Origin of the sequence: Mesorhizobium sp. M0037, from assembly GCF_040323635.1 — a bacterium.
GTDB lineage: Bacteria > Pseudomonadota > Alphaproteobacteria > Rhizobiales > Rhizobiaceae > Mesorhizobium.
The window spans coordinates 51,414-70,952 of record NZ_JAMYVB010000011.1 but is presented as its reverse complement, the minus strand read 5'-3'; the positions used below and the strand labels follow the sequence as shown (position 1 = coordinate 70,952).

General features: G+C 61.5%; 19 protein-coding genes. 18 read left to right on the top strand and 1 reads right to left on the bottom strand.

Annotated elements, in window-relative coordinates; all coding sequences use genetic code 11:
• Positions 1–146 precede the first annotated feature (146 nt).
• The 18 genes from NKJ78_RS17905 to NKJ78_RS17820 all read left to right on the top strand — a co-directional run bounded on the left by NKJ78_RS17905 (position 147) and on the right by NKJ78_RS17820 (position 17,637).
• Complete coding sequence (locus NKJ78_RS17905) at positions 147–515, top strand: multiubiquitin domain-containing protein (protein WP_023818714.1); 369 nt, start codon at positions 147–149, stop codon at positions 513–515.
• Position 516: 1 nt separating this feature from the next.
• Positions 517–912 carry an E2/UBC family protein gene (locus tag NKJ78_RS17900; RefSeq protein WP_023818713.1) on the top strand — a complete coding sequence of 132 codons (396 nt, stop codon included), beginning with the start codon at positions 517–519 and terminating at the stop codon, positions 910–912.
• Positions 909–2,303, top strand: coding sequence for a HesA/MoeB/ThiF family protein (locus NKJ78_RS17895; protein ID WP_352562545.1), 1,395 nt, complete (start codon positions 909–911; stop codon positions 2,301–2,303). Before NKJ78_RS17900 ends, NKJ78_RS17895 begins: the two co-directional genes overlap by 4 nt.
• Positions 2,300–2,668, top strand: a complete 369-nt coding sequence (locus NKJ78_RS17890; RefSeq protein WP_352562544.1) for a ubiquitination-like system serine protease family protein — start codon at positions 2,300–2,302, stop codon at positions 2,666–2,668. The genes NKJ78_RS17895 and NKJ78_RS17890 overlap by 4 nt, the downstream gene beginning before the upstream one ends.
• 754 nt (positions 2,669–3,422) lie before the next feature.
• Entirely contained in the window at positions 3,423–5,453 is a 2,031-nt protein-coding gene (locus tag NKJ78_RS17885) for a conjugal transfer protein TraG (protein WP_023818710.1), read from the top strand.
• A 117-nt stretch (positions 5,454–5,570) separates the two neighbouring features.
• Positions 5,571–5,984, top strand: a complete 414-nt coding sequence (locus tag NKJ78_RS17880) for a CopG family transcriptional regulator (RefSeq protein WP_023669258.1) — start codon at positions 5,571–5,573, stop codon at positions 5,982–5,984.
• Positions 5,981–6,949 carry a P-type conjugative transfer ATPase TrbB gene (trbB, locus tag NKJ78_RS17875; protein ID WP_023669259.1) on the top strand — a complete coding sequence of 323 codons (969 nt, stop codon included), beginning with the start codon at positions 5,981–5,983 and terminating at the stop codon, positions 6,947–6,949. The genes NKJ78_RS17880 and trbB overlap by 4 nt, the downstream gene beginning before the upstream one ends.
• An 11-nt stretch (positions 6,950–6,960) precedes the next feature.
• Positions 6,961–7,269 carry a TrbC/VirB2 family type IV secretion system protein gene (locus NKJ78_RS17870; RefSeq protein WP_023669260.1) on the top strand — a complete coding sequence of 103 codons (309 nt, stop codon included), beginning with the start codon at positions 6,961–6,963 and terminating at the stop codon, positions 7,267–7,269.
• On the top strand, positions 7,269–7,541 hold the full coding sequence (locus tag NKJ78_RS17865) for a VirB3 family type IV secretion system protein (RefSeq protein ID WP_352562543.1): 273 nt from the start codon (positions 7,269–7,271) through the stop codon (positions 7,539–7,541). Before NKJ78_RS17870 ends, NKJ78_RS17865 begins: the two co-directional genes overlap by 1 nt.
• Entirely contained in the window at positions 7,535–9,985 is a 2,451-nt protein-coding gene (trbE, locus tag NKJ78_RS17860) for a conjugal transfer protein TrbE (RefSeq protein WP_352562542.1), read from the top strand. The genes NKJ78_RS17865 and trbE overlap by 7 nt, the downstream gene beginning before the upstream one ends.
• Positions 9,982–10,707, top strand: a complete 726-nt coding sequence (gene trbJ, locus NKJ78_RS17855) for a P-type conjugative transfer protein TrbJ (RefSeq protein WP_023818708.1) — start codon at positions 9,982–9,984, stop codon at positions 10,705–10,707. The genes trbE and trbJ overlap by 4 nt, the downstream gene beginning before the upstream one ends.
• Before the next feature lie 36 nt (positions 10,708–10,743).
• Positions 10,744–12,066, top strand: coding sequence for a P-type conjugative transfer protein TrbL (gene trbL, locus NKJ78_RS17850; protein WP_352562541.1), 1,323 nt, complete (start codon positions 10,744–10,746; stop codon positions 12,064–12,066).
• Positions 12,067–12,798, top strand: coding sequence for a conjugal transfer protein TrbF (gene trbF / locus NKJ78_RS17845; RefSeq protein ID WP_023724108.1), 732 nt, complete (start codon positions 12,067–12,069; stop codon positions 12,796–12,798).
• Positions 12,788–13,816 carry a P-type conjugative transfer protein TrbG gene (trbG, locus tag NKJ78_RS17840; RefSeq protein WP_352562540.1) on the top strand — a complete coding sequence of 343 codons (1,029 nt, stop codon included), beginning with the start codon at positions 12,788–12,790 and terminating at the stop codon, positions 13,814–13,816. Before trbF ends, trbG begins: the two co-directional genes overlap by 11 nt.
• A 10-nt stretch (positions 13,817–13,826) precedes the next feature.
• On the top strand, positions 13,827–15,044 hold the full coding sequence (locus NKJ78_RS17835; RefSeq protein ID WP_352562539.1) for a TraB/TrbI/VirB10 family type IV secretion system protein: 1,218 nt from the start codon (positions 13,827–13,829) through the stop codon (positions 15,042–15,044).
• A 13-nt stretch (positions 15,045–15,057) separates the two neighbouring features.
• A complete protein-coding gene (locus NKJ78_RS17830) occupies positions 15,058–15,336 on the top strand; it encodes a DUF2274 domain-containing protein (RefSeq protein WP_023689356.1) in 279 nt (92 codons plus the stop codon).
• Positions 15,337–16,020: 684 nt separating this feature from the next.
• Positions 16,021–16,314 (top strand): helix-turn-helix domain-containing protein, encoded by a 294-nt coding sequence (locus NKJ78_RS17825; protein WP_023689355.1) that lies wholly within the window; start codon positions 16,021–16,023, stop codon positions 16,312–16,314.
• Positions 16,315–17,637, top strand: coding sequence for a type II toxin-antitoxin system HipA family toxin (locus NKJ78_RS17820; RefSeq protein ID WP_352562538.1), 1,323 nt, complete (start codon positions 16,315–16,317; stop codon positions 17,635–17,637).
• 263 nt (positions 17,638–17,900) lie between these two features.
• Here NKJ78_RS17820 and NKJ78_RS17815 read toward each other — a convergent pair whose 3' ends face one another.
• Positions 17,901–19,211, bottom strand: coding sequence for a tyrosine-type recombinase/integrase (locus tag NKJ78_RS17815; RefSeq protein WP_023747221.1), 1,311 nt, complete (start codon positions 19,209–19,211; stop codon positions 17,901–17,903).
• Positions 19,212–19,539 lie beyond the last annotated feature (328 nt).

Here is a 19,539-nt window from a genome sequence, read left to right as displayed (position 1 = left end):
TTTCAGCCACTTAGTCAACACTTTTTTCTCATGTGTAAACGTATCTTGCCAAAACGTAAACTCATATGCTAAGGATTGATCAAGGGTCGGAGATCGACCTCCGGCGCGGCATCGCCCGCCGAACACAAAGACCTAGGAACGCGAAGATGACTGACACCGAAGATGAACGCCGCGAGATCGCGGAACTGAAGCATGACGCGGCTGAGCTGGAGCGCGACATCGAGGAGCTTGAAGAGCTTATCGACCTCGAAGAGCAGGCCAAGGCGGGCCAGAAGCCCAAGAAGGCAAAGAAGTACCGTCTGCGGATCGACAAGGAGAAGAAGGTCGTCGAGGTACACCAGATGACCGGGACGCAGATCCTGGCCCTGGTGAACAAGGCGCCCGACAAGTACCTGCTGTCGATGAAGGTGCACGGCGCCGGCTTCCAGCCGGTGGCTCCCGATCAGGTGGTGGTTTTCCACGTCGACCACGTGGAGCGCTTCCAGACTCTCGCCCTCGATCCCTCGGAAGGTTGATATGCGCAAGGCATTTCAGCTTTCGGAAGAAGACGAGGAGTGCCTCGCGCAGGGCGGCCGTGTCTGGGAAGCCATCCGGGAAGGTGATGCCAAGTGGCTGATCCTTCCCGGTCACCAGATCCCGGACGGCTACAACGTGAGCACGGCCACGGCCGCGCTCCGCATTCCGCCGAACTACCCGGATGAGCAGATCGATATGGTCTATTTTGACCCGCCGATCTCCCTCAAAAGCGACCGCATGATCGCCAACCTGTCCCCGCTGGCGCTCGACGGCAGGCAGTACCAGCAATGGTCACGCCATCGCACGGCGGAAAATCCGTGGCGGCCGGGCATCGACAATGTCTGCACGCACCTGCTGCAGGTGGACACATGGCTTCAGCGAGAGCTTGCGAAATGAGGGCGATCAAGCTGCGCATGACCGGGTGCCAGCAGCAGGCCCTCAAGGCGCACCTTCTGCCCGGCGACGGCCTTGAGGCCGTCGCTGTGGCCCTTTGCGGGCGCAGGCGCGGCGATGCGGTGCACGCGGTGAGTGTCCTCGAGATCCTCCCCATCCCCTACGACGAATGCAGCGTACGGCGGCCTGATCGGGTGACCTGGTCGACCCGGCGGATGATCCCCTTGCTTGAGCGTGCGGCCAAATACGATCTCGCAGTCCTGAAGATTCACAGCCACCCCGGCGGCTATCGGGCTTTTTCGTCCGTAGACGACGAGTCCGACGCTGACATTTTCAATTCGGTCTATGGCTGGACCGACAGCGCCTTTCCGCATGTAAGTGCGGTGATGCTGCCCGACGGCGAAATGTTTGGGCGGGCTATTCTCCCCGATGGCAGCATGCAGCCGCTCGACGCTATCTCGGTCGTCGGCGACGACATCAAGATTTTCACCCCGGTGACCTCGGCTGCGACGCCCGGCTTCGCGCGGCGGCACGCCCAGATGTTCGGGGCCGGCACCGTGAGCCGTCTCAGGTTGATGTCGGCCGCCGTCGTCGGCTGCTCGGGAACCGGCAGCCCGCTGATCGAGCAGCTCGCACGCCTCGGGTTTGGTCGACTCGTGCTGATCGATCCCGACGTCGTTGAGGAGAAGAACCTCAATCGCATCCTCAACAGCACGCGCGAAGACAGCTACCTTGAGCGCCCGAAGGTCGAAGTGATGGCGCGATCGATTGCCGCCATGAGCTTCGGCACCGAGCTGAAGATCATCCGCGCCGACCTCAGCACGCCAGCCGGCATCGAGGCCGTCGCCCAATGCGATGTCCTGTTCGGCTGCATGGACGGCGTCGAAGGCCGTGCGATCCTGAACCGCATCGCTGCCTTCTACACCATTCCGTACTTCGACCTTGGCGTGAAGCTCGAAGCTGACGGGAAGGGCGGCGTCGATGAAGCCGTTGGGGCTATCCACTATCTGCGTCCCGATGGCGACACCTTGATGGACCGCCGCGTCTTTACCCAGAAGCAGCTGATGGCCGAGGGCCTGAGGCGGACCGATCCCGCCGCCTATCGCGACCAAGTCGCCCGCGGTTACATTCGCGGCGTCTCGGAGGATCGTCCCGCCGTGATCAGCATCAACATGCAGGTTGCGAGCATCGCTGTGAACGAGTTTCTGGCGCGCCTCCATCCGTACCGGCTAGACGACAACGCCTCGACCGCCATTGTCCGCGTCAACTTCGTTGGCTCCGAAGTGATCCGCAGCGCGGAAGGCGAACCGTCAGGCATGTTCTCAAAATGGGTTGGGCGGGGCGACGCAACGCCGCTGCTGAACATGCCGGCGTTGAGCGAGGAGGAGTCGTGAACCCCATCCTGACCTTGCTGCTCGCCGCTTGGGCCTGGTTCGTTTCAGCGCCCTCGCGGCTGTTTAACCGCCTGTTCCGCCGGCAGGTTATCTGGCTCTTTGAGCACGTGGAGGATTTCCCCGACGAGCCCGCCCCCGGCCGCGTGTACCTTGCCGGCGATGCCGGCGAGTTCTGGGGCGCCGCGATGACGTGCCCATGTGGTTGCGGCGAGACGATCGAACTCAATCTTCTGCCCCAGGTCCGGCCACGGTGGTCCGTGCCGTCCGCAGCGAGCGGCCCGGCAACGCTCATGCCTTCGGTCTGGCGGCGCAGCGGCTGCAAAAGTCATTTCATCGTCCGGAAGGGGCAGATCGTCTGGTGTTGAAGGCGGGCCCATCTGTCCACCGCACCCACTGTCCGTAAGTTACATTATCACTCTGTCTGCATCAGCCGGACAGTCAGGCATAAAGGGCGTCTATAGTGTCATGACGCGGCATTGGCCTGACCACCGCACCGCCGCTCTTGCCATAGCCGCCGCCCCCCAGCCACTAGGCTGTGTTCCTAGTATCGCATTTCCGGCGCCGCCCGAGCCACCGAACACGGATACACCACCAGCAGTAGTGGTAGAGCTGTACTGCGGGCCGTCATCACCGCCGGTAATGTTTCCGAGGAGCATGCAATTGTAACGGATAGGCGTTGTGAGCGCACCACCTACGCCTCCCAACCCCAGCCCTAACGCAGTTCAATGCGCGCCTGGCGAAAAGAGCGCGTGGTCGGACTCTCGTGCCAAGTTCTTGCCAGCGCACGAGATCAACTAAGTGCTCGAGCGGGTGAACGGAATCGAACCCTTGTCGTAAGCTTGGAAAGCTGATGATGTCAGCTTAGGGCCAATTCCGGACCTGTTCTTTCGTCGTTAGCATGTCCGCTTCTCGCTGGAACTTCCCGATAGCGTACCGTCTGCCACCGGCCCCAAACAAGTCATTCGCTCGTCGCCTTCGCGATGACACTTCTTGGCGCCCAATCTTCCAAGCCTGCAACGTTCACTGCATCGCACGGGCGCGTATATTGGGTATCTTCGATTTTCTGAAACGTCACGTCATGCTGCTTCCATCTACTACCAAACAGTGGAGGCTGTGCCCGTGACACCGACGAAGCTCCTTGTCGGCCAGATCGTAGTTGTGTTCGCCATCGTCGTCGTTGGCGTATGGGCGGCAACGCAATGGTGCGCCCACATGCTGGACTTTCAGCCGCAGCTTGGCGCGCCATGGTTTGCCGCGGCGGCCCGGCCGATCTACAAGCCGTGGAAACTGTTCGAATGGTGGTTTCACTTCGACGCCTATGCGCCTGAGGTCTTCGACAAGGCCGGCATGCTTGCCGGAGCCAGCGGATTCTTGGGGTGTGCGGCCGCAATAGCTGGCTCCCTCTGGCGCGCGCGGCAGAGGGGGTTGGTCACCACCTACGGTTCCTCACGATGGGCCGCGGCTCGGGAAATCGAGAAGGCAGGCCTGTTTGAGCCGGCCGGCGTTTTCCTTGGCAAACTGAAGGATCACTATCTGCGACATGACGGGCCGGAACATGTCATGGCCTTTGCGCCGACACGTTCGGGCAAGGGCGTGGGATTGGTCGTTCCAACGCTTCTTTCCTGGACCGGCTCGGCCGTCATTCACGACATCAAAGGCGAGAACTGGCAGCTGACTTCCGGCTGGCGGTCGAAGTTCTCTTTCTGCCTCCTGTTCAATCCGACCGACTCGAGATCGGCGCGCTATAACCCGCTGCTGGAAGTGCGCAGGGGTTCAGATGAGGTCCGCGACGTTCAGAACATCGCGGACATTCTCGTCGATCCGGAAGGCGCGCTGGAGCGGCGGAATCATTGGGAGAAGACTAGTCATTCACTCTTGGTCGGGGCCATCTTGCACGTGCTCTACGCGGAAGAAGAAAAGACGCTCGCGCGCGTCGCCACTTTCCTGTCGGATCCGCAACGCTCGTTTGCCGCGACACTGCTGCGGATGATGACCACCAACCACCTCGGCACGGCGGACACACCTCGGGTCCATCCCGTCGTGGCCTCGGCGGCTCGCGAGGTGCTGAACAAGTCAGAGAACGAGCGTTCTGGCGTTCTCTCGACCGCAATGTCGTTTCTCGGGCTCTATCGTGATCCGACGGTTGCCTCGGCAACATCGGCCTGCGACTGGCGCATTGCCGACCTCATGGATGCGGAACGACCGATGTCGCTCTATCTAGTGGTGCCGCCATCGGATATTTCGCGCACCAAGCCACTGGTGCGACTGGTGCTCAATCAGATCGGCAGGCGACTGACGGAGCGGCTGGAAGGTGACCCGAAGAAAAGCCGCAAGTACCAACTGCTCATGATGCTGGACGAATTTCCGGCTCTTGGTCGCCTCGACTTCTTCGAGACCGCGCTCGCCTTCATGGCGGGTTACGGCATCCGCGCCTATCTGATCGCGCAATCCTTGAACCAGATCTCCAAAGCCTATGGCGAGAACAACGCCATTCTCGACAATTGCCATGTGCGCATTGCCTTTTCCTCCAACGACGAGCGCACGGCCAAACGCATATCGGATGCGCTCGGTACGGCGACGGAACTCAGGTCCATGCGCAACTACGCCGGCCACCGGCTGGCGCCCTGGCTTTCGCACGTCATGGTCAGTCGCCAGGAGACCGCTCGCCCGCTGCTGACGCCTGGCGAAGTGATGCAGTTGCCGCAAGCTGACGAATTAATCCTTGTTTCCGGGTTGCCGCCGATCCGCGCCCAGAAGTTGCGCTATTACCAGGATCCGAATTTCACCGAACGGGTGCTGCCGGCGCCGGTGTTGCGCGACGGTCTGTACGCGGACTGTCCTGCGTCGCGCCCCGACGATTGGAGCGGACAAGTCCGCAGTGTTGACCGCCGTCTCGCTGCCGATGACGAACACGCCGGCGCGGCAATCGAAGAAGGGAGCGGCGTGCAACAGCAGCGTCATCCCGGCCTGCCTGAAGACCACGTCGTCGTCTCTCGGGAGCCTGATCAGGATGACCTCTTCAATCTGTCGGACGATGACGCCGAGGCACTCGCAGACAAGCGCGTCATGGACCGGGTTTCTACCGCGGCGAGCGCCTACGGCCTCAACGAGGGAAGGGGCGACGACAAGGACATCATCCCCGGCTTCTGAACGCTTTCCGCAACTGAGGCGTATCTCGGCGTAGATAACGCCCATAAGCGATTTTGCGGATCTCGGCGATGTTCGTTCGCACCGGCGCATCAGCGCCGGCCAGTCGGAACGAGACGTATGAAGCCCCGTCGCATTCGCCACCAGTTTCTGCTCGAACCCGAATTGAGCGAGAAGCTGGAAACCCTCAGCCGCAACCCGTCGACCACGAAATCGGCAATCGTCGCGAAAGCGGTCGAGGCCTTCATCGAACGGCGTGGTGAAAACGAGCTCGACCAGCGCTACGGCAAGCGGCTGGACCGTCTTTCCCGCGATCTCGACCATGTCAGGCGCGACGCCGAAATAACTCTGGAGAGCCTCGCGCTCTTAATCCGCTTTTCAATCACGCTTCATGCGCACACGCCAATTCCGGATCGGGCGACACAGGCGATCGCCCAAGAGCGCTTTGACAAATTCGTCGAGCAGGTCGGTCGCCAGATAGCCTCCGGGAAGCGCTCGCTTGGTTACGGCAATGGTAACGGAGGCGAAGGATGAACTCTCATCCCGCAGCGGACCACCGCCGCCGAGCCATGCTGCGCACAGCCATGGGCGCCGCGATCACCGAGGCCCTTGCCGATCCGACCGTCATCGAGGTGATGGTCAACCCCGACGGCGCGCTGAGGCTCGACCGGTTGGGAGAAGGCCGGGTCGATACAGGCGTGCATATGCATCCTGCCGAGGCGGAACGCATCATCCGGCTCGTCGCCTCCCATGTACGCGCCGAGGCGCATGCAGATAGTCCGATTGTCAGTGCCGAATTGCCATCAGGCGAGCGCTTCGAGGGTCTGCTACCGCCGGTCGTGCTGGCGCCATGCTTCGCCATCCGCAAACCGGCGGCAAAACTCTACACGCTGGCCAACTACGTCGCCGATCGCGTCATGCTCCCGCTGCAGGCTGATGCCCTGAGGAAGGCAGTGCGCGAGCGGCGCAACATCCTGGTCGCCGGCGGCACATCGTCGGGCAAAACGACACTTACCAATGCTCTACTGGCAGAAGTCGCCGAATGCGATGAGCGGGTGATCCTGATTGAGGACACCCGCGAGCTGCAATGCGCGGCCAAGGACTGCGTTGCCATGAGGACGAGGCGGGGCTCCATCACACTCGCCGATCTCGTACGCTCGACCTTACGGCTGAGGCCCGACCGCATCATCGTCGGCGAAGTCAGAGGCGCGGAAGCGCTCGATATGCTGAAGGCATGGAACACCGGACATCCCGGCGGCATTGCCACGGTTCACGCCAATTCGGCACGCTCCGCACTCTATCGTATTGAGCAGCTCGCCCAGGAAGCGGTTGTCACCGTTCCCCGCCGGCTGATCGCCGATGCCGTCGACTTGGTCATCTTTATTGCCGGAAGAGGACCCGCGCGCCGCGTTGACGCGATCGCCGAGGTCACGGGTCTCGACGGCAGCGGCGATTACGCCGTCACCCCGCTCACACTTCCGCAACTCCAGCAGCTCTGAAAGGTCACCTCATGCGCAAGAAGCTTCGCTTTCTTTCGTTCGCCGCCGTCGCGCTTCTTCTCACGGCCCAGGCCCACGCTGCCGGCTCCGGCATGCCGTGGGAACAGCCGCTGCAGCAGATTCTGGAATCGGTGCAGGGGCCGGTCGCCAAGATCCTCGCGGTGATCATCATCATCACCACCGGTCTGACCCTTGCCTTCGGCGACACGGCAGGCGGTTTCCGCCGGCTGATCCAGATCGTCTTCGGCCTGTCGATCGCCTTCGCGGCCTCGAGCTTCTTTCTTTCCTTCTTCTCCTTTGGCGGCGGGGCAGTCGTCTGATGAGCACCGGAGAGCAGCATATCGAAGGCTTCGAGGTTCTGGTCCATCGGGCGCTCACCGAGCCGATCCTGCTCGGCGGCGCGCCGCGGGCGGTGGCGATCCTCAATGGCACGGTGGCCGCGGCCATCGGCATAGGCCTGCAGCAGTGGATTGCCGGTCTGATCCTCTGGATCGCCGGCCACACGCTCGCGGTCTTTGCCGCACGGCGTGATCCGGATTTTGCCAGCGTGCTTGTCCGTCATCTTCGTCAAAAGGGCTGGCTTGCATGCTGAAGCTTTCCGAATACCGCGGCAAAGCCGACCGGCTTGCCGACCATCTGCCCTGGGCAGCACTCGTCGCGCCCGGCATCGTGCTCAATAAGGATGGCAGCTTCCAACGGACATTGCGGTTTCGTGGCCCCGACCTTGAAAGCGCGACGGAGGCCGAACTCATCGGCATATGCGCGCGGGCAAACAATGCGCTGAGAAGGCTCGGCTCTGGCTGGGCATTATTCTTCGAGGCCGAGCGCATCGAAGCGCTGGGCTATGCGAGCTCGGCCCTTCCCGATGCTGCCTCATGGCTGATCGATGAGGAACGGCGCGCGGCCTTCGAGGGCAAGGTCGCGCATTTCGAGAGCATCTATCATCTGACCTTGGTCTTCATGCCTGGGCCCGATGGCCAAGCGCGCGCGGAAAGTGCTCTCGTCGACTCGCATGACTTGGGAGGGGAAAGAGACTGGCGCCAGGAGCTTGCCCGGTTCCGAGACGAGACTGACCGCGTTCTCGATCTTCTTTCGGGCTTCGTGCCCGAGGTGCGCGCGCTCGACGATGCCGAGACCCTGACGTACCTGCACGGCACGATCTCGACACGCCGTCATCCGGTCGCCGTGCCGGAAACGCCAATGTATCTCGACGGCGTCCTGGTTGACGCGCCGCTGACCGGCGGCCTAGAGCCGATGCTGGGCGAGCAGCATCTGCGCACGCTCACAGTTCTCGGCTTTCCGAACGTCACCCGGCCAGGAATCCTTGATGCGCTCAATAACCAGGATTTCGCCTATCGCTGGGTGACGCGCTTCATTCCACTCGACAAGGCGGAAGCCACGAAGACGCTGACTCGGCTCCGGCGGCAGTGGTTTGCCAAGCGCAAATCGATCGCGGCTATTCTGCGCGAGGTGGTGACCAACGAACCGGTGCCTCTCGTCGACAGCGACGCCGACAACAAGGCGCTCGATGCCGATGCAGCACTGCAGGTATTGGGCGGCGATCATGTCGGCTTCGGCTATCTCACCACAACGGTGACGGTGTGGGATCAGAACCGTAAAGCCGCCGCGGAAAAGCTTCGCGCCGTCGAGCGGATCGTCAACGGGCTCGGCTTCACCACCATTCGCGAAAGCATCAATGCCGTCGAAGCGTGGCTTGGTTCATTGCCGGGTCATGTCTACGCCAACGTTCGCCAGCCGCTCGTTCACACGCTTAACCTTGCCCATCTCGTGCCGCTGTCGTCCGTGTGGGCAGGTCCAGCGGAGAACGAGCACCTTGCCGAGGTCACCGGCGATTACGCTCCGCCGCTTCTTTTCGCCGAAACCAGCGGCTCGACGCCGTTTCGGCTTTCGACCCATATCGGCGATGTCGGCCACATGCTGATTGTCGGGCCGACCGGTGCCGGCAAGTCGGTTCTGCTTGCCCTGATCGCTTTGCAGTTCCGGCGCTACGCTGGCGCGCAAATCTATGTCTTCGACAAAGGCAATTCGGCCCGCGCCGCCGCGCTTGCCATGGGCGGCGACCACCATGCGTTGGGTGCGAATGGTGCGCTTGGTTTCCAGCCGCTGCGCCACATCGACGACCCGGCCACACAGAGCTGGGCGGCCGAATGGATCGCCGGCCTCATTGCCCACGAGAATGTCACCGTCACCCCGGAGGTGAAGGAGGCAATCTGGTCGGCGCTCACCAGCCTCGCCACCGCGCCGGCGCAGGAACGCACGCTGACTGGCCTGTCGGTCCTGCTTCAGTCCAATGCGCTCAAATCGGCATTGATGCCCTACACGCTCGACGGACCATTCGGCCGCCTGCTCGATGCCGATGACGACCGGCTGGCCATCTCGGATGTGCAGTGTTTCGAAACCCAGGAGCTGATGCACAGCCAAGGCGCTGTGCTGCCTGTGCTCACCTATCTGTTCCATCGTCTTGAGGACCGGTTTGACGGGCGGCCGACGCTGCTCATGCTCGACGAGGCCTGGGTCTATCTCGACAACCCGCTCTTTGCCGCCCGCATCCGCGAATGGCTTAAGGTGCTGCGTAAGAAAAACGTCTCCGTCATCTTCGCGACGCAGTCGCTTGCCGACATCGCCGGCTCTTCTATCGCACCCGCAATCATCGAGAGCTGCCCGCAGCGCATTTTTCTCCCCAATGATCGTGCGGTGGAGCCGCAGGCACGGGCAGCCTATGAGCGCTTCGGTCTTAATGAGCGACAGATCGAATTGGTCGCCCGCGCCACGCCGAAGCGCCACTACTATCTGCAGTCGCGCCGCGGCAATCGCCTCTTCGAGCTCGGGCTAGGCCCGATCGCTCTTGCGCTTTGCGGCGCCTCCGACCCGGCCGCGCAGACCCTGATCGACAATATTCTTTCCGAAGAAGGGCAGGGCAGCTTTGCCGCCCGTTTCTTCAGTGCGCGCGGCCTGGATTGGGCTGCCGAGCTTCTCCAGCAATTTCCTCAACCTAACAAGGAGCAATCGTCATGATCGGACGCCGCCTTTTTACTAGCCTGGTCACCGTTTCCCTGATTGCCAAACCGATGGCTGACTACGTCCAGCCGGCCTATGCGCTCATCGTGTTTGACCCGTCCAACTATACGCAGAATGTGCTGTCGGCAGCACGCGCATTGGAGCAGATCAACAACCAAATCCAGTCGCTTCAGAACCAGGCGACCATGCTGCAGAACATGGCGCGCAACCTTCAGCGCCTGGATTTCTCTTCCGTGGGCCAGCTTACCGGCTCGCTCCAACGGATTGACGGTCTGATGACCCAGGCGAGCGGCCTGAGCTTCGATCTCGACAAGCTGCAGGACCAGTGGCGCCAGCAATATCCGGAAAGCTACGACGCCACCATCAAGGTCAGCAATGTGGCGAGCGCCGCGCGCGAGCGCTGGCAGAGCGCCATGCAGGCGTTCCGCCAGACCATGAGCGCGCAGTCGCAGATCGTCGAGAACGTGCAGGCCGATGGCGACCTGCTTGCCGATCTCGTCAATCGCAGTCAGGGCGCGGCAGGTGTCCTCGAGGCAAGCCAGGCTACCAATCAGCTGATCGCGCTTTCGACCAAGCAGCAGATGCAGATCCAGACGCTGCTTGCGACCCAGTTCCGGGCCGAAGCCGAGGATGCGGCGCGCAAGGCGCAGTCTGAGGAAGCCGCTCGCGAGACGACGAAGCGTTTCCTGGGCACCGGCACGGCTTATCCCGGCAACTGAGCGGCAGTTCTTCAAGACAACGAGGAAGGCGGCGACATGAACGACCTCGGAGTCATCGATCGCTTCATGGAGACCTTTACCCGCTACATTGACAGTGGGTTCGGTCTGCTTTCGGGCGACGTCGCCTTTCTCACCACCATTCTGATCGGCATTGACGTCACGCTCGCGGGCTTGGTCTGGGCGTTCGGCGGCGAGCCCAACATTCTCGGCCGGCTTGTTCGCAAAGTGCTCTATGTCGGCGCCTTCGCCTTCGTCCTGAACAATTTCAAGAACCTCGCCGACATAATTTACCGCTCCTTTGCCGGTCTCGGCATCAACGCATCGGCCGGCAACCTGTCCGCCGACAGTCTCCTGCGGCCAGGCCGCATTGCCGCGGCCGGCTTCGAGGGCGCCTGGCCGCTCCTCAATCAAGCGAGCCAGCTAGTAGGCTTCCCCGAGATTTTCGGTAACGCGCTCACCATCTTCGTGCTGCTTCTGGCCTGGTTCTTGGTCCTCATCGCCTTCTTCATTCTTTCCATCCAGCTCTTCATCACCATCCTCGAGTTCAAGCTCACCACGCTGGCCGGCTTCGTCCTGGTGCCCTTCGCGCTCTGGAACCGCTCGGCGTTCCTGGCCGAGCGCGTGCTCGGCAATGTGATTTCGTCGGGCATCAAGGTGATGGTGCTTGCCGTCATCGTCGGCATCGGCTCCACGCTCTTTGGCGAGTTCGCTTCCGCCCTGCAGGGCCAGGAGCCGAACCTGGCGGCGGCCATGTCTCAGGTGCTGGGTGCGCTGGCGCTGCTTGGGCTCGGCATTTTCGGCCCCGGGATTGCCTCGGGTCTTGTTTCCGGCGCGCCGCAGCTTGGCGCCGGCGCGGCACTTGGAACAACGGCGGCCGCAGCTGGATCAACGCTCGTTGCCGGAGGCGCTACGTTTGCCGGCGCGCGCATGGCAACAGGCGGCGGCCTCGCCGCAGTCCGTGCCGGCGCCGCCATGGGGTCCGCTGCCACCGTCGCTTGGCAAACGGGGCGCGCGACATCGCCCGAGTCCGGGCTGTCCGGGGTAGCTGCTGGGCTGCATGGGGTTGCGAGTGCCGTTAGCGGCGCCGCGATGCGGGGAATGCGATCCGCAGCAGAACCATTCCGCCGTAGTGCCGACGCCGGTCGCGATGCCGGCTGGACCGCGACCGGCGGCATGCCGACCGCGTCAAAGACAGGAACCTCGCCCGCTGCAGCCTCTGACCCCGCGCCGGTCTGGGCAAGGCGTCTGCGTTCCGAACAGACCGCACGCGCCCATCGCAATGCTGCCACGCAGGCGGTGCGCGATGGAGATCGGGGCGGAAGCGGCGCCAATCCCTCCCTCAATGACAAGGAAGACTAGATGCTCTTCAAGCGACCCGTTCAGCGTTATGGAAAGACGCCCGAACCCGTAACACCCTACCAGAAGGCCAGCCAACTCTGGGATGAGCGCATCGGCACGGCGCGCGTCCAGGCCAAGAACTGGCGCTTCATGGCCTTTGGCTGCCTGGCTCTGACGACGGGGCTTTCCGGTGGGCTTCTGTGGCAGTCGATGCAGGGCCGCGTCGTGCCTTATGTCGTCGAGGTCGACCGCTTTGGCGAGGCGCACGCGGTCGCGCCGGCAGTCCAAAACTACCAGCCCGACGATGCCCAGATCGCCTGGCATCTCAGCCGCTTCATCCAGAATGTCCGTTCGGTTTCCACCGATGCGGTTCTGGTGCGGCAGAATTGGCTGTCGGCCTACGACTTTGCCACCGACCGAGCGGCGCTCTTCCTCAACGAGTATGCCAAGGCGAACGACCCTTTCGGCCAAATCGGCACGCGCAGCGTGTCAGTGCAGGTGACCAGCGTGGTCAGGGCTTCCGACAGCTCGTTCCAGGTCAAATGGACCGAGCAGGTGTTCGAGCGCGGCAGCCTCGCCAGCACGACGCGCTGGATCGGGATCCTCACCATCCTCATCCGCCCGCCTAGGACAACCGAGCAGCTGCGCAAGAACCCGCTCGGCGTCTTCATCAACGCCATCGACTGGTCGCGCGAGCTCGACAGCGCCGCGCCAACCCCCGTTTCCCCTAAGGAGCCCGCCAATGACAAATAGAGCCCCATTGCTTCGTGCTGCCTTGATCCTGTCGGCGTCTGCTGCGGTTCTTTCGGCCTGTGCCTCGAAGCCAGTGCCGCCGCCTCAGATTTCCTTTGACCACGAGGACTTCAAACCAGCCGCGATCGAGAAGGCGCCGGAGAAGCCGGTCAAGGTCGTGGAAGTGCCGAAACCGTTACCGTTGCCTGGTCAGTTGATGCCCGCACCCGGCAAGCCCGCCCCAGATAAGCGCTCGCCGGAAGAACAGGTCGCCGATGCCAACAAGGCGGCGACGCAACAACCCACCAAGTTTGGCTATGTCAATGCGGTGCAGGTTTACCCCTTTGCCGACGGCGCGCTCTACCAGCTCTACGCCGCGCCGGAGCGCGTCACCGATATCTCATTGCAGCGGGGCGAGAAGCTGACCTCGGTCTCAGCCGGCGATACGGTCCGTTGGGTGATCGGTGACACCGCTAGTGGCTCAGGCGATGACCAGCGCACTCATGTGCTGGTGAAGCCATTCGCGCCGGGGCTTGCCACCAATCTGGTCATCACGACGGACAGGCGATCCTATCACCTGCAGCTTCAAAGCACTGAGAAAACTGCCATGGCGGCGCTCTCCTGGATTTACAGCGAAGACCAACTCGTGGCGCTTCGGCGGCGCAACGCTCAGGCAGAGGCTGAAATGCCCGCGGCCTCGAACGTAGCACTCGAAAACATCCGCTTCCGCTATTCGATCACCGGCGACACGCCGCCGTGGAGACCGACGCGCGCCTTCGATGATGGCAGCAAGGTCTACATAGAGTTCCCGAAGCGCATTGATCAGGGCGAGGCGCCACCGCTCTTCATCGTCGGTGCTGACGGGGACAACCAGCTCGTCAACTATCGGATGCACGGCAACTACTACATCGTCGAGCGCCTCTTTGCCGCGGCTGAACTCCGTCTCGGCGCCAAGCAGCAGCAGGTGGTGCGCATCACCAGGACCGACGGACGGCAACTGCCGCGGCGGATATCGCTCTTTTCGCGTTTTGGCAGGTGAGGGGAGGCTCATGACCGACACGTCCCGCCCCAATGTTCCGCCCAAACTCGATCCCGAACAGCTGCAGCTGCGGGCCTCACCGCGCCGGGCCGTGCGCTTCAAGCGCGGCATAATCGTCGCGATCGCAGCTGTTGGCTCCGCCACCATCTTTGGCGTCACGATGATGGCGCTGCAGGGGCCGGCACTGCGCCTGAAGCAGCAGGCTGAAGAGCTTTACAGCACCGACCGCAACCCGACCGCCGAGGGACTTGAATCGCTGCCCAAGGACTATTCCGGGAGCAAGCCGAAGGCTCCGGTGCTTGGACCGCCGCTGCCCGGGGATCTCGGCCGTCCTATTCTCGAGCACCAGCGCCAGCTTGGCATCGCACCTGGGCAAGACGTTTCCGCCGAGGCGCAGCGGCTTGCACAACAAGCGATTGAGGCGCGCGAGTCGCAAGTCCTCTTCCGCATCGAAAACCGGCCCCAGCAGACGGAAGCTTTTGGCAATGGGCAGGGCGGACGTTCGCCTTTCGAGACGGCGTCTCCGCAGCCAGATACCGAAGGCCAGCGAGCTTCCGTCGCGCCGGCCGAGGGCGACCAGAACAATCAACAGCGCAAGCTCGATTTCATCGATCAACGGAACACCGGCGGGATCTACAACTCGCATGCACTGCAGACGCCGGCTTCGCCCTATCAGATCATGGCCGGTAGCGTGATCGCTGCAAGCCTGATCACCGGCATCAATTCCGATCTGCCCGGCCTTGTCGTCGCCCAGATCACCGAGAATGTGCACGACAGCGTCACCGGCAGCATCCTGCTCATCCCGCAGGGCTCACGGCTGATCGGCACCTACGACAGCGTTGTAGCCTTTGGGCAAAGGCGCGCTCTGTTGGTGTGGCAACGCATCGTGATGCCGGACGGCTCCTCTACCGAAATCGACAATCTGCCCGTGACCGACGCGGCCGGCTATGCCGGGCTCGAGGACAAGGTGGATTTCCATACTTGGCAGTTGATCAAGGGCGTCGCTGTAGCCACATTGCTGGGGGTTGGTACCGAGTTGAGCTTTGGGGAAAATGAAAGCGACTTGGTCAAGGCAATTCGTGAATCCACCCAGCAGAACGTCAGTCAAGCGGGCCAACGGATCACTGAAAAGAACCTGAACGTCCAACCCACGATCACCGTGCGCCCTGGTTGGCCGTTGCGCGTCATCGTCCACAAGGACCTCGTGTTGCGGCCATACACGGGGTGAACAGGAGGACTTCATGGCTAACCTGAAACTCGGAAAACTTCCGGACCGGACACCTTCGAAGATCACCATCACCGTTGGCGCCGACTTGAGCCAAGCACTCAACGACTATGCCGCACTTTACCGTGAGACCTATGGCGAGTCCGAAACGGTGGCGGAACTGATCCCCTTTATGCTGGTCGGGTTCCTGGAAGGCGACCGGGCGTTTGCCAAGGCCAGAAAGGAAGGTCTGCCGGGCGCCGGCGCGTCGGAGAAACCACGAAGGCAATCATCTTCCACACTGGACAACGGTTAGCGCTTGGTGTCGTTTTGGAGCACGCTAGGTTCTTGATCCTGACCGCGTTGCCGCCGGTCCGTACTCCACCAGTTCGAGTGCCTCCTCCTTTGTGCAGGAATTCGCCTGAGCGAGTTCGAGCGCCTCTTCAAGGAAGCGATGATTGCGCTCCTGTACATCGAGGTGCGCCGGCGTCGGAAAGCACGCGACAATCCATTGCCACACGCGGTGTTGAAACGAGCCTGAAGGCATGTCTAATTCCCAGCGGCTACCTTGAGAAGACACTGAGTCTGAGGGAGATTCAAGTTTCAGGGGAACAACTAAGCCTGCTAGACAATAAGTGCATAAAAGCCGTGGCTTTTTCTTGCGGCCGGCCTCGTTCTCTTCGGACAAAAATCGATCTTGTCACGATGCCGCCAGACCGGATGCTGAATGACAGCTTCTCGCCAACAGTAATTGAATAGCGGACCAGACCGCTCCCGGCCCCGACAAGTTGTTGAGTTCTCGACCAGCGGTCATTCTCGATGGTACCGTGGCGAAAGGTCGATCGCACATTGTTGCGTGGCGCAATGATTTTATATAGGATGGTATATGAAGGTTGCCGATATGTGAACCTATATAGCGTTAAATTGATATAGTAACGTATATTGATACAGTCATATACGGGCGTATATCAGGCTAGCTCATACAGAAATCGTATACGCCATGAAGATCAGAACAGCTCGCGACATTGGAATCCTGATCAAGGAGGCCCGCACCCGGCGCGGCCTGTCACAGGCTGCCTTGGCCAAAATGATCACCACGACGCAGACGTGGGTGTCGTGGATCGAGAACGGCAAGCCCAGCGCCGAGATCGGCAACGTGCTGCTGGCGCTGACCACGCTTGGTGTGGAGATGGACTTTCAGATCCCGCCGGCGCCGACGTCGGCTGATCATCATCATAATGCCGATGAACGGCATGTCGACGATGACGACGACGAGATTCCCTACAAGCTCTAGATGACGATGATCATGATGAACCCGATCGACACCCTCGACGTCTATATCGCTGGCAGACCGGTTGGGGGGCTCCACCACCTGCAGGGCGGCAAGCTTTCGTTCTCCTATCACGAGGCATGGATGGAAGGCCGGGTGGCGATCCCGCTCTCCCTGTCCATGCCGACGATCACCAGGACCTACGAGGGCAAGGTCGTCGAGGCATTCCTCTGGGGCCTACTGCCGGATAATGAGCAGACCCTCGCCAGATGGGCGCAGAGGTTCCAGGTCTCCGCCCGAAACCCGTTTGCCCTGCTCAAGAATGTCGGCCGCGACTGCGCCGGCGCCGTCCAGTTCCTTTCGCGTGGCGACCAGATTTCCCGCGGCGAGAACGTGGAGTTGCTCACCGAGGCGCAGATCGGCGACCGCCTGCGCGATCTGCGCAAGGATGGTGCAGCGACCCGGCGCATCGGCGATCCTGGTCAGTTCAGTCTCGCTGGTGCGCAGGCAAAGACGGCGTTCCATTTCGATAAGGGCAGCAATCGCTGGGGGATCCCTCTAGGCGACACGCCCACGACACACATCTTCAAGCCGCCTTTGCCGCACTTGCACGGGCATACCGAGAACGACCATTTCTGCCTGCAGCTTGCATCCAAGCTCGGCATGGACGCTGCACATAGCCAGGTTCTCGACTTCGCAGGCGAAAAGGCAATCGTTATCGAGCGCTACGACCGCCGCAACAACGAGGGCAAGACCATCCGCATCCATCAGGAGGACATGTGCCAGGCCCTGTCGGTGATGCCGACGCTCAAGTACGAGAACCAGGGTGGGCCAGGTATCACGACGATCTCCAGAAAGGTGCTGTCGGCCTCCCTCGACCCCGTCCAAGACCGTCAGATCTTCATGGCCGCGAACGTCTTCAACTGGATCATCGCCGGCACGGACGCGCATGCAAAGAACTACTCGATGCTGCTCGGAGCCCAGGGCGAGGCCCGCCTAGCTCCGCTCTACGACATCTCCTCCATTCTGCCGCACCTCGGGGGAGAGATCCAATCTGAGATGCGCGACCTTAAACTGGCGATGAAGATCGACAGAGTCTATCCCATCGAGGAAATCATGCCGCGCCACTGGGGGCGCTGTGCGTCCTCAGCAAAGGTTGGCGGCGAGTACACGGTGCGGACGATCCGCCATCAGCTCGCGGTGATGCCCGATATGGCATCGGAGTGCGCCCAAGAGCTTCGCCAGGAGGGGATCATCCATGAGATCGTTGGTCGCCTCGTCGACGCGATCGCGACGCGCATCAAGGGCTTGTCCCGGATCTATGGAGAGGAAGGTTGTGGAGGTTAAAGTCGGGCGGGGATAGCGGATCCACGGACTAATGCCGCGAAACGGACGGACCGCACACTGCCCACGGGATTCTCGCTCTAATAGCGCGCGGCCCCGGGCCGGGTAGATGGCCGGTTTCGGAACCGGCCATCGGCAGCTTGAATGACGGAAATGGGGTCGGCTGCAGAACGGCAGCTTCCCGCCGAACGCGGTCAACTTTCTCTCCGGAAAATCTGACAATGCGGGCCTACGATTTGGCGTCGAGTTGTGGCGTTTTTCGACGGTCAGTATGATTTCCGGCGGTTGGAGATTTGTATCGGCGTTTGATGAACGGCCGCTGTTGGGTTCAAAGTGGATGGTCGCGTTGGTGTGTGGACAGCAGGCTTGCGGCGTCCCTCGATTGAGATCACCCGCAGGTTTTTGCTCTTGAGTTCATCCAGATAATCGGCCCACCACTGCATCATCTCGACGCGCTCGTCCCAGTGCTCTGCCCGGGCGTAGGCGCGCCGAACGTCGTTGTTCTCAATGTGGGCCAGCTGCCGCTCTATCGCGTCAGGATGCCACTTGCCGCATTCGTTCAGCAGAGTTGATGCCGTTGCTCGAAAACCATGCGCGGTAGCTTCTTCCTTGCTGTAACCCATACGACGCAGTGCGGCGTTAAGGGTATTGTCGGAAATCGGACGCGAAGCCGATCGAACACTAGGAAACAGCAGCGATCCATCACCAGAGATTTCTCTCAGTGAAGTCAGGACGCTGATCGCTTGCTTTGATAGGGGTATGCGGTGCGGCCGTCGCATTTTCATGCGTGCTTCAGGGATCGTCCACACCGAGCTTTCAAAATCGAACTCTTCCCATTCAGCGGCGCGAAGCTCGCCTGGGCGGGGAAACAGCAGCGCTATCAGCTTCAGACCGGCTCGCGTTGTAGGCTGTCCGTCAAATGCATGGATCGCCCTCAGCAAACCGCCCAAGGCCTTCGGATCGGTAATCGCGGCGCGAGACGTTACCTTCGGACTGATGAGTGCGCCTCTGAGGGCGAAGGTCGGATCTGTCTCGGCGCGTGCGGTCGCGATCGCGTATCGAAACACGCTGCCGATGGTGGAGCGCAGTCGCCTGGCCGACTCATATCGACCGCGAACCTCCACGCGACGGAGGGCGGTAAGGATGCTGGCCGGCTCGATCTCCCGAATGCACTTGTCGCCGATTATCGGATAGGCAAAGTCGAGCAGCCATTTGACCTTGCTGATCGTCCGGTCGGCACGTCCCTCCTTCTTCAGCTTGTCAACATATTCGTCCGCGATTGAGCGAAAGGAGTCCTTTGCCGAATCGGCCTTCCGCAAGCTGCGTTCCTTTCCAGGGTCGACGCCAGCTAGCAGGAGCCTTTTAGCATCATCGCGCGCCTCCCGTGCCTCGGCGAGAGAGATAAGGGGATAGCTGCCCAGCGCGAGCAGTTTCTGCTTGCCGTCAAAGCGGTAGGCGAGCCGCCAGAGGCGAGAGCCCGTGGGCTGTACCCATAGCTGCAGCCCGCCCCCGTCAGACAATTTCGCGAGTTTGGAAGCAGGGCGGGCGTTTCGACATTTCACGTCGGATAGGGCCATTCGTCAGGTCTCCCTTGGCTGTTTCGATACCATCAGGATGTCGAATACCAACGGAAATACCATCCCCCCGCCTCGTTGGATCAAATGCGCCCGAAGCGCTCTCTGTCACGCCTAATTGCGCAATGCGACAGCAAAAGATCAATAATTCCAGTCGCTTGCAGAAGCTGCAGCGTAGACGGTTCGGCTAAACGGAGTGTCGGGAGAAGAGGGGATGGTGCCCAGAGGCGGAATTCAAGTGAAGAAAATCCCGTTTTGCTTTCAGATACTTAGGGGAATGTTAGCCGCATCTGCTACCAACATAAATACCAACAAAATATTCCTGTGGATT

What these genes read in the sequence shown, in the direction of transcription:
- NKJ78_RS17905 (WP_023818714.1), top strand. Translation starts at nt 147, where the DNA reads ATGACTGACACCGAAGATGAACGCCGCGAGATCGCGGAACTGAAGCAT.
- NKJ78_RS17900 (WP_023818713.1), top strand. Translation starts at nt 517, where the DNA reads ATGCGCAAGGCATTTCAGCTTTCGGAAGAAGACGAGGAGTGCCTCGCG.
- NKJ78_RS17895 (WP_352562545.1), top strand. Translation starts at nt 909, where the DNA reads ATGAGGGCGATCAAGCTGCGCATGACCGGGTGCCAGCAGCAGGCCCTC.
- NKJ78_RS17880 (WP_023669258.1), top strand. Translation starts at nt 5,571, where the DNA reads ATGAAGCCCCGTCGCATTCGCCACCAGTTTCTGCTCGAACCCGAATTG.
- trbB (WP_023669259.1), top strand. Translation starts at nt 5,981, where the DNA reads ATGAACTCTCATCCCGCAGCGGACCACCGCCGCCGAGCCATGCTGCGC.
- NKJ78_RS17870 (WP_023669260.1), top strand. Translation starts at nt 6,961, where the DNA reads ATGCGCAAGAAGCTTCGCTTTCTTTCGTTCGCCGCCGTCGCGCTTCTT.
- NKJ78_RS17865 (WP_352562543.1), top strand. Translation starts at nt 7,269, where the DNA reads ATGAGCACCGGAGAGCAGCATATCGAAGGCTTCGAGGTTCTGGTCCAT.
- trbE (WP_352562542.1), top strand. Translation starts at nt 7,535, where the DNA reads ATGCTGAAGCTTTCCGAATACCGCGGCAAAGCCGACCGGCTTGCCGAC.
- trbJ (WP_023818708.1), top strand. Translation starts at nt 9,982, where the DNA reads ATGATCGGACGCCGCCTTTTTACTAGCCTGGTCACCGTTTCCCTGATT.
- trbL (WP_352562541.1), top strand. Translation starts at nt 10,744, where the DNA reads ATGAACGACCTCGGAGTCATCGATCGCTTCATGGAGACCTTTACCCGC.
- trbF (WP_023724108.1), top strand. Translation starts at nt 12,067, where the DNA reads ATGCTCTTCAAGCGACCCGTTCAGCGTTATGGAAAGACGCCCGAACCC.
- trbG (WP_352562540.1), top strand. Translation starts at nt 12,788, where the DNA reads ATGACAAATAGAGCCCCATTGCTTCGTGCTGCCTTGATCCTGTCGGCG.
- NKJ78_RS17835 (WP_352562539.1), top strand. Translation starts at nt 13,827, where the DNA reads ATGACCGACACGTCCCGCCCCAATGTTCCGCCCAAACTCGATCCCGAA.
- NKJ78_RS17830 (WP_023689356.1), top strand. Translation starts at nt 15,058, where the DNA reads ATGGCTAACCTGAAACTCGGAAAACTTCCGGACCGGACACCTTCGAAG.
- NKJ78_RS17825 (WP_023689355.1), top strand. Translation starts at nt 16,021, where the DNA reads ATGAAGATCAGAACAGCTCGCGACATTGGAATCCTGATCAAGGAGGCC.
- NKJ78_RS17820 (WP_352562538.1), top strand. Translation starts at nt 16,315, where the DNA reads ATGACGATGATCATGATGAACCCGATCGACACCCTCGACGTCTATATC.
- NKJ78_RS17815 (WP_023747221.1), bottom strand. Translation starts at nt 19,211, where the DNA reads ATGGCCCTATCCGACGTGAAATGTCGAAACGCCCGCCCTGCTTCCAAA.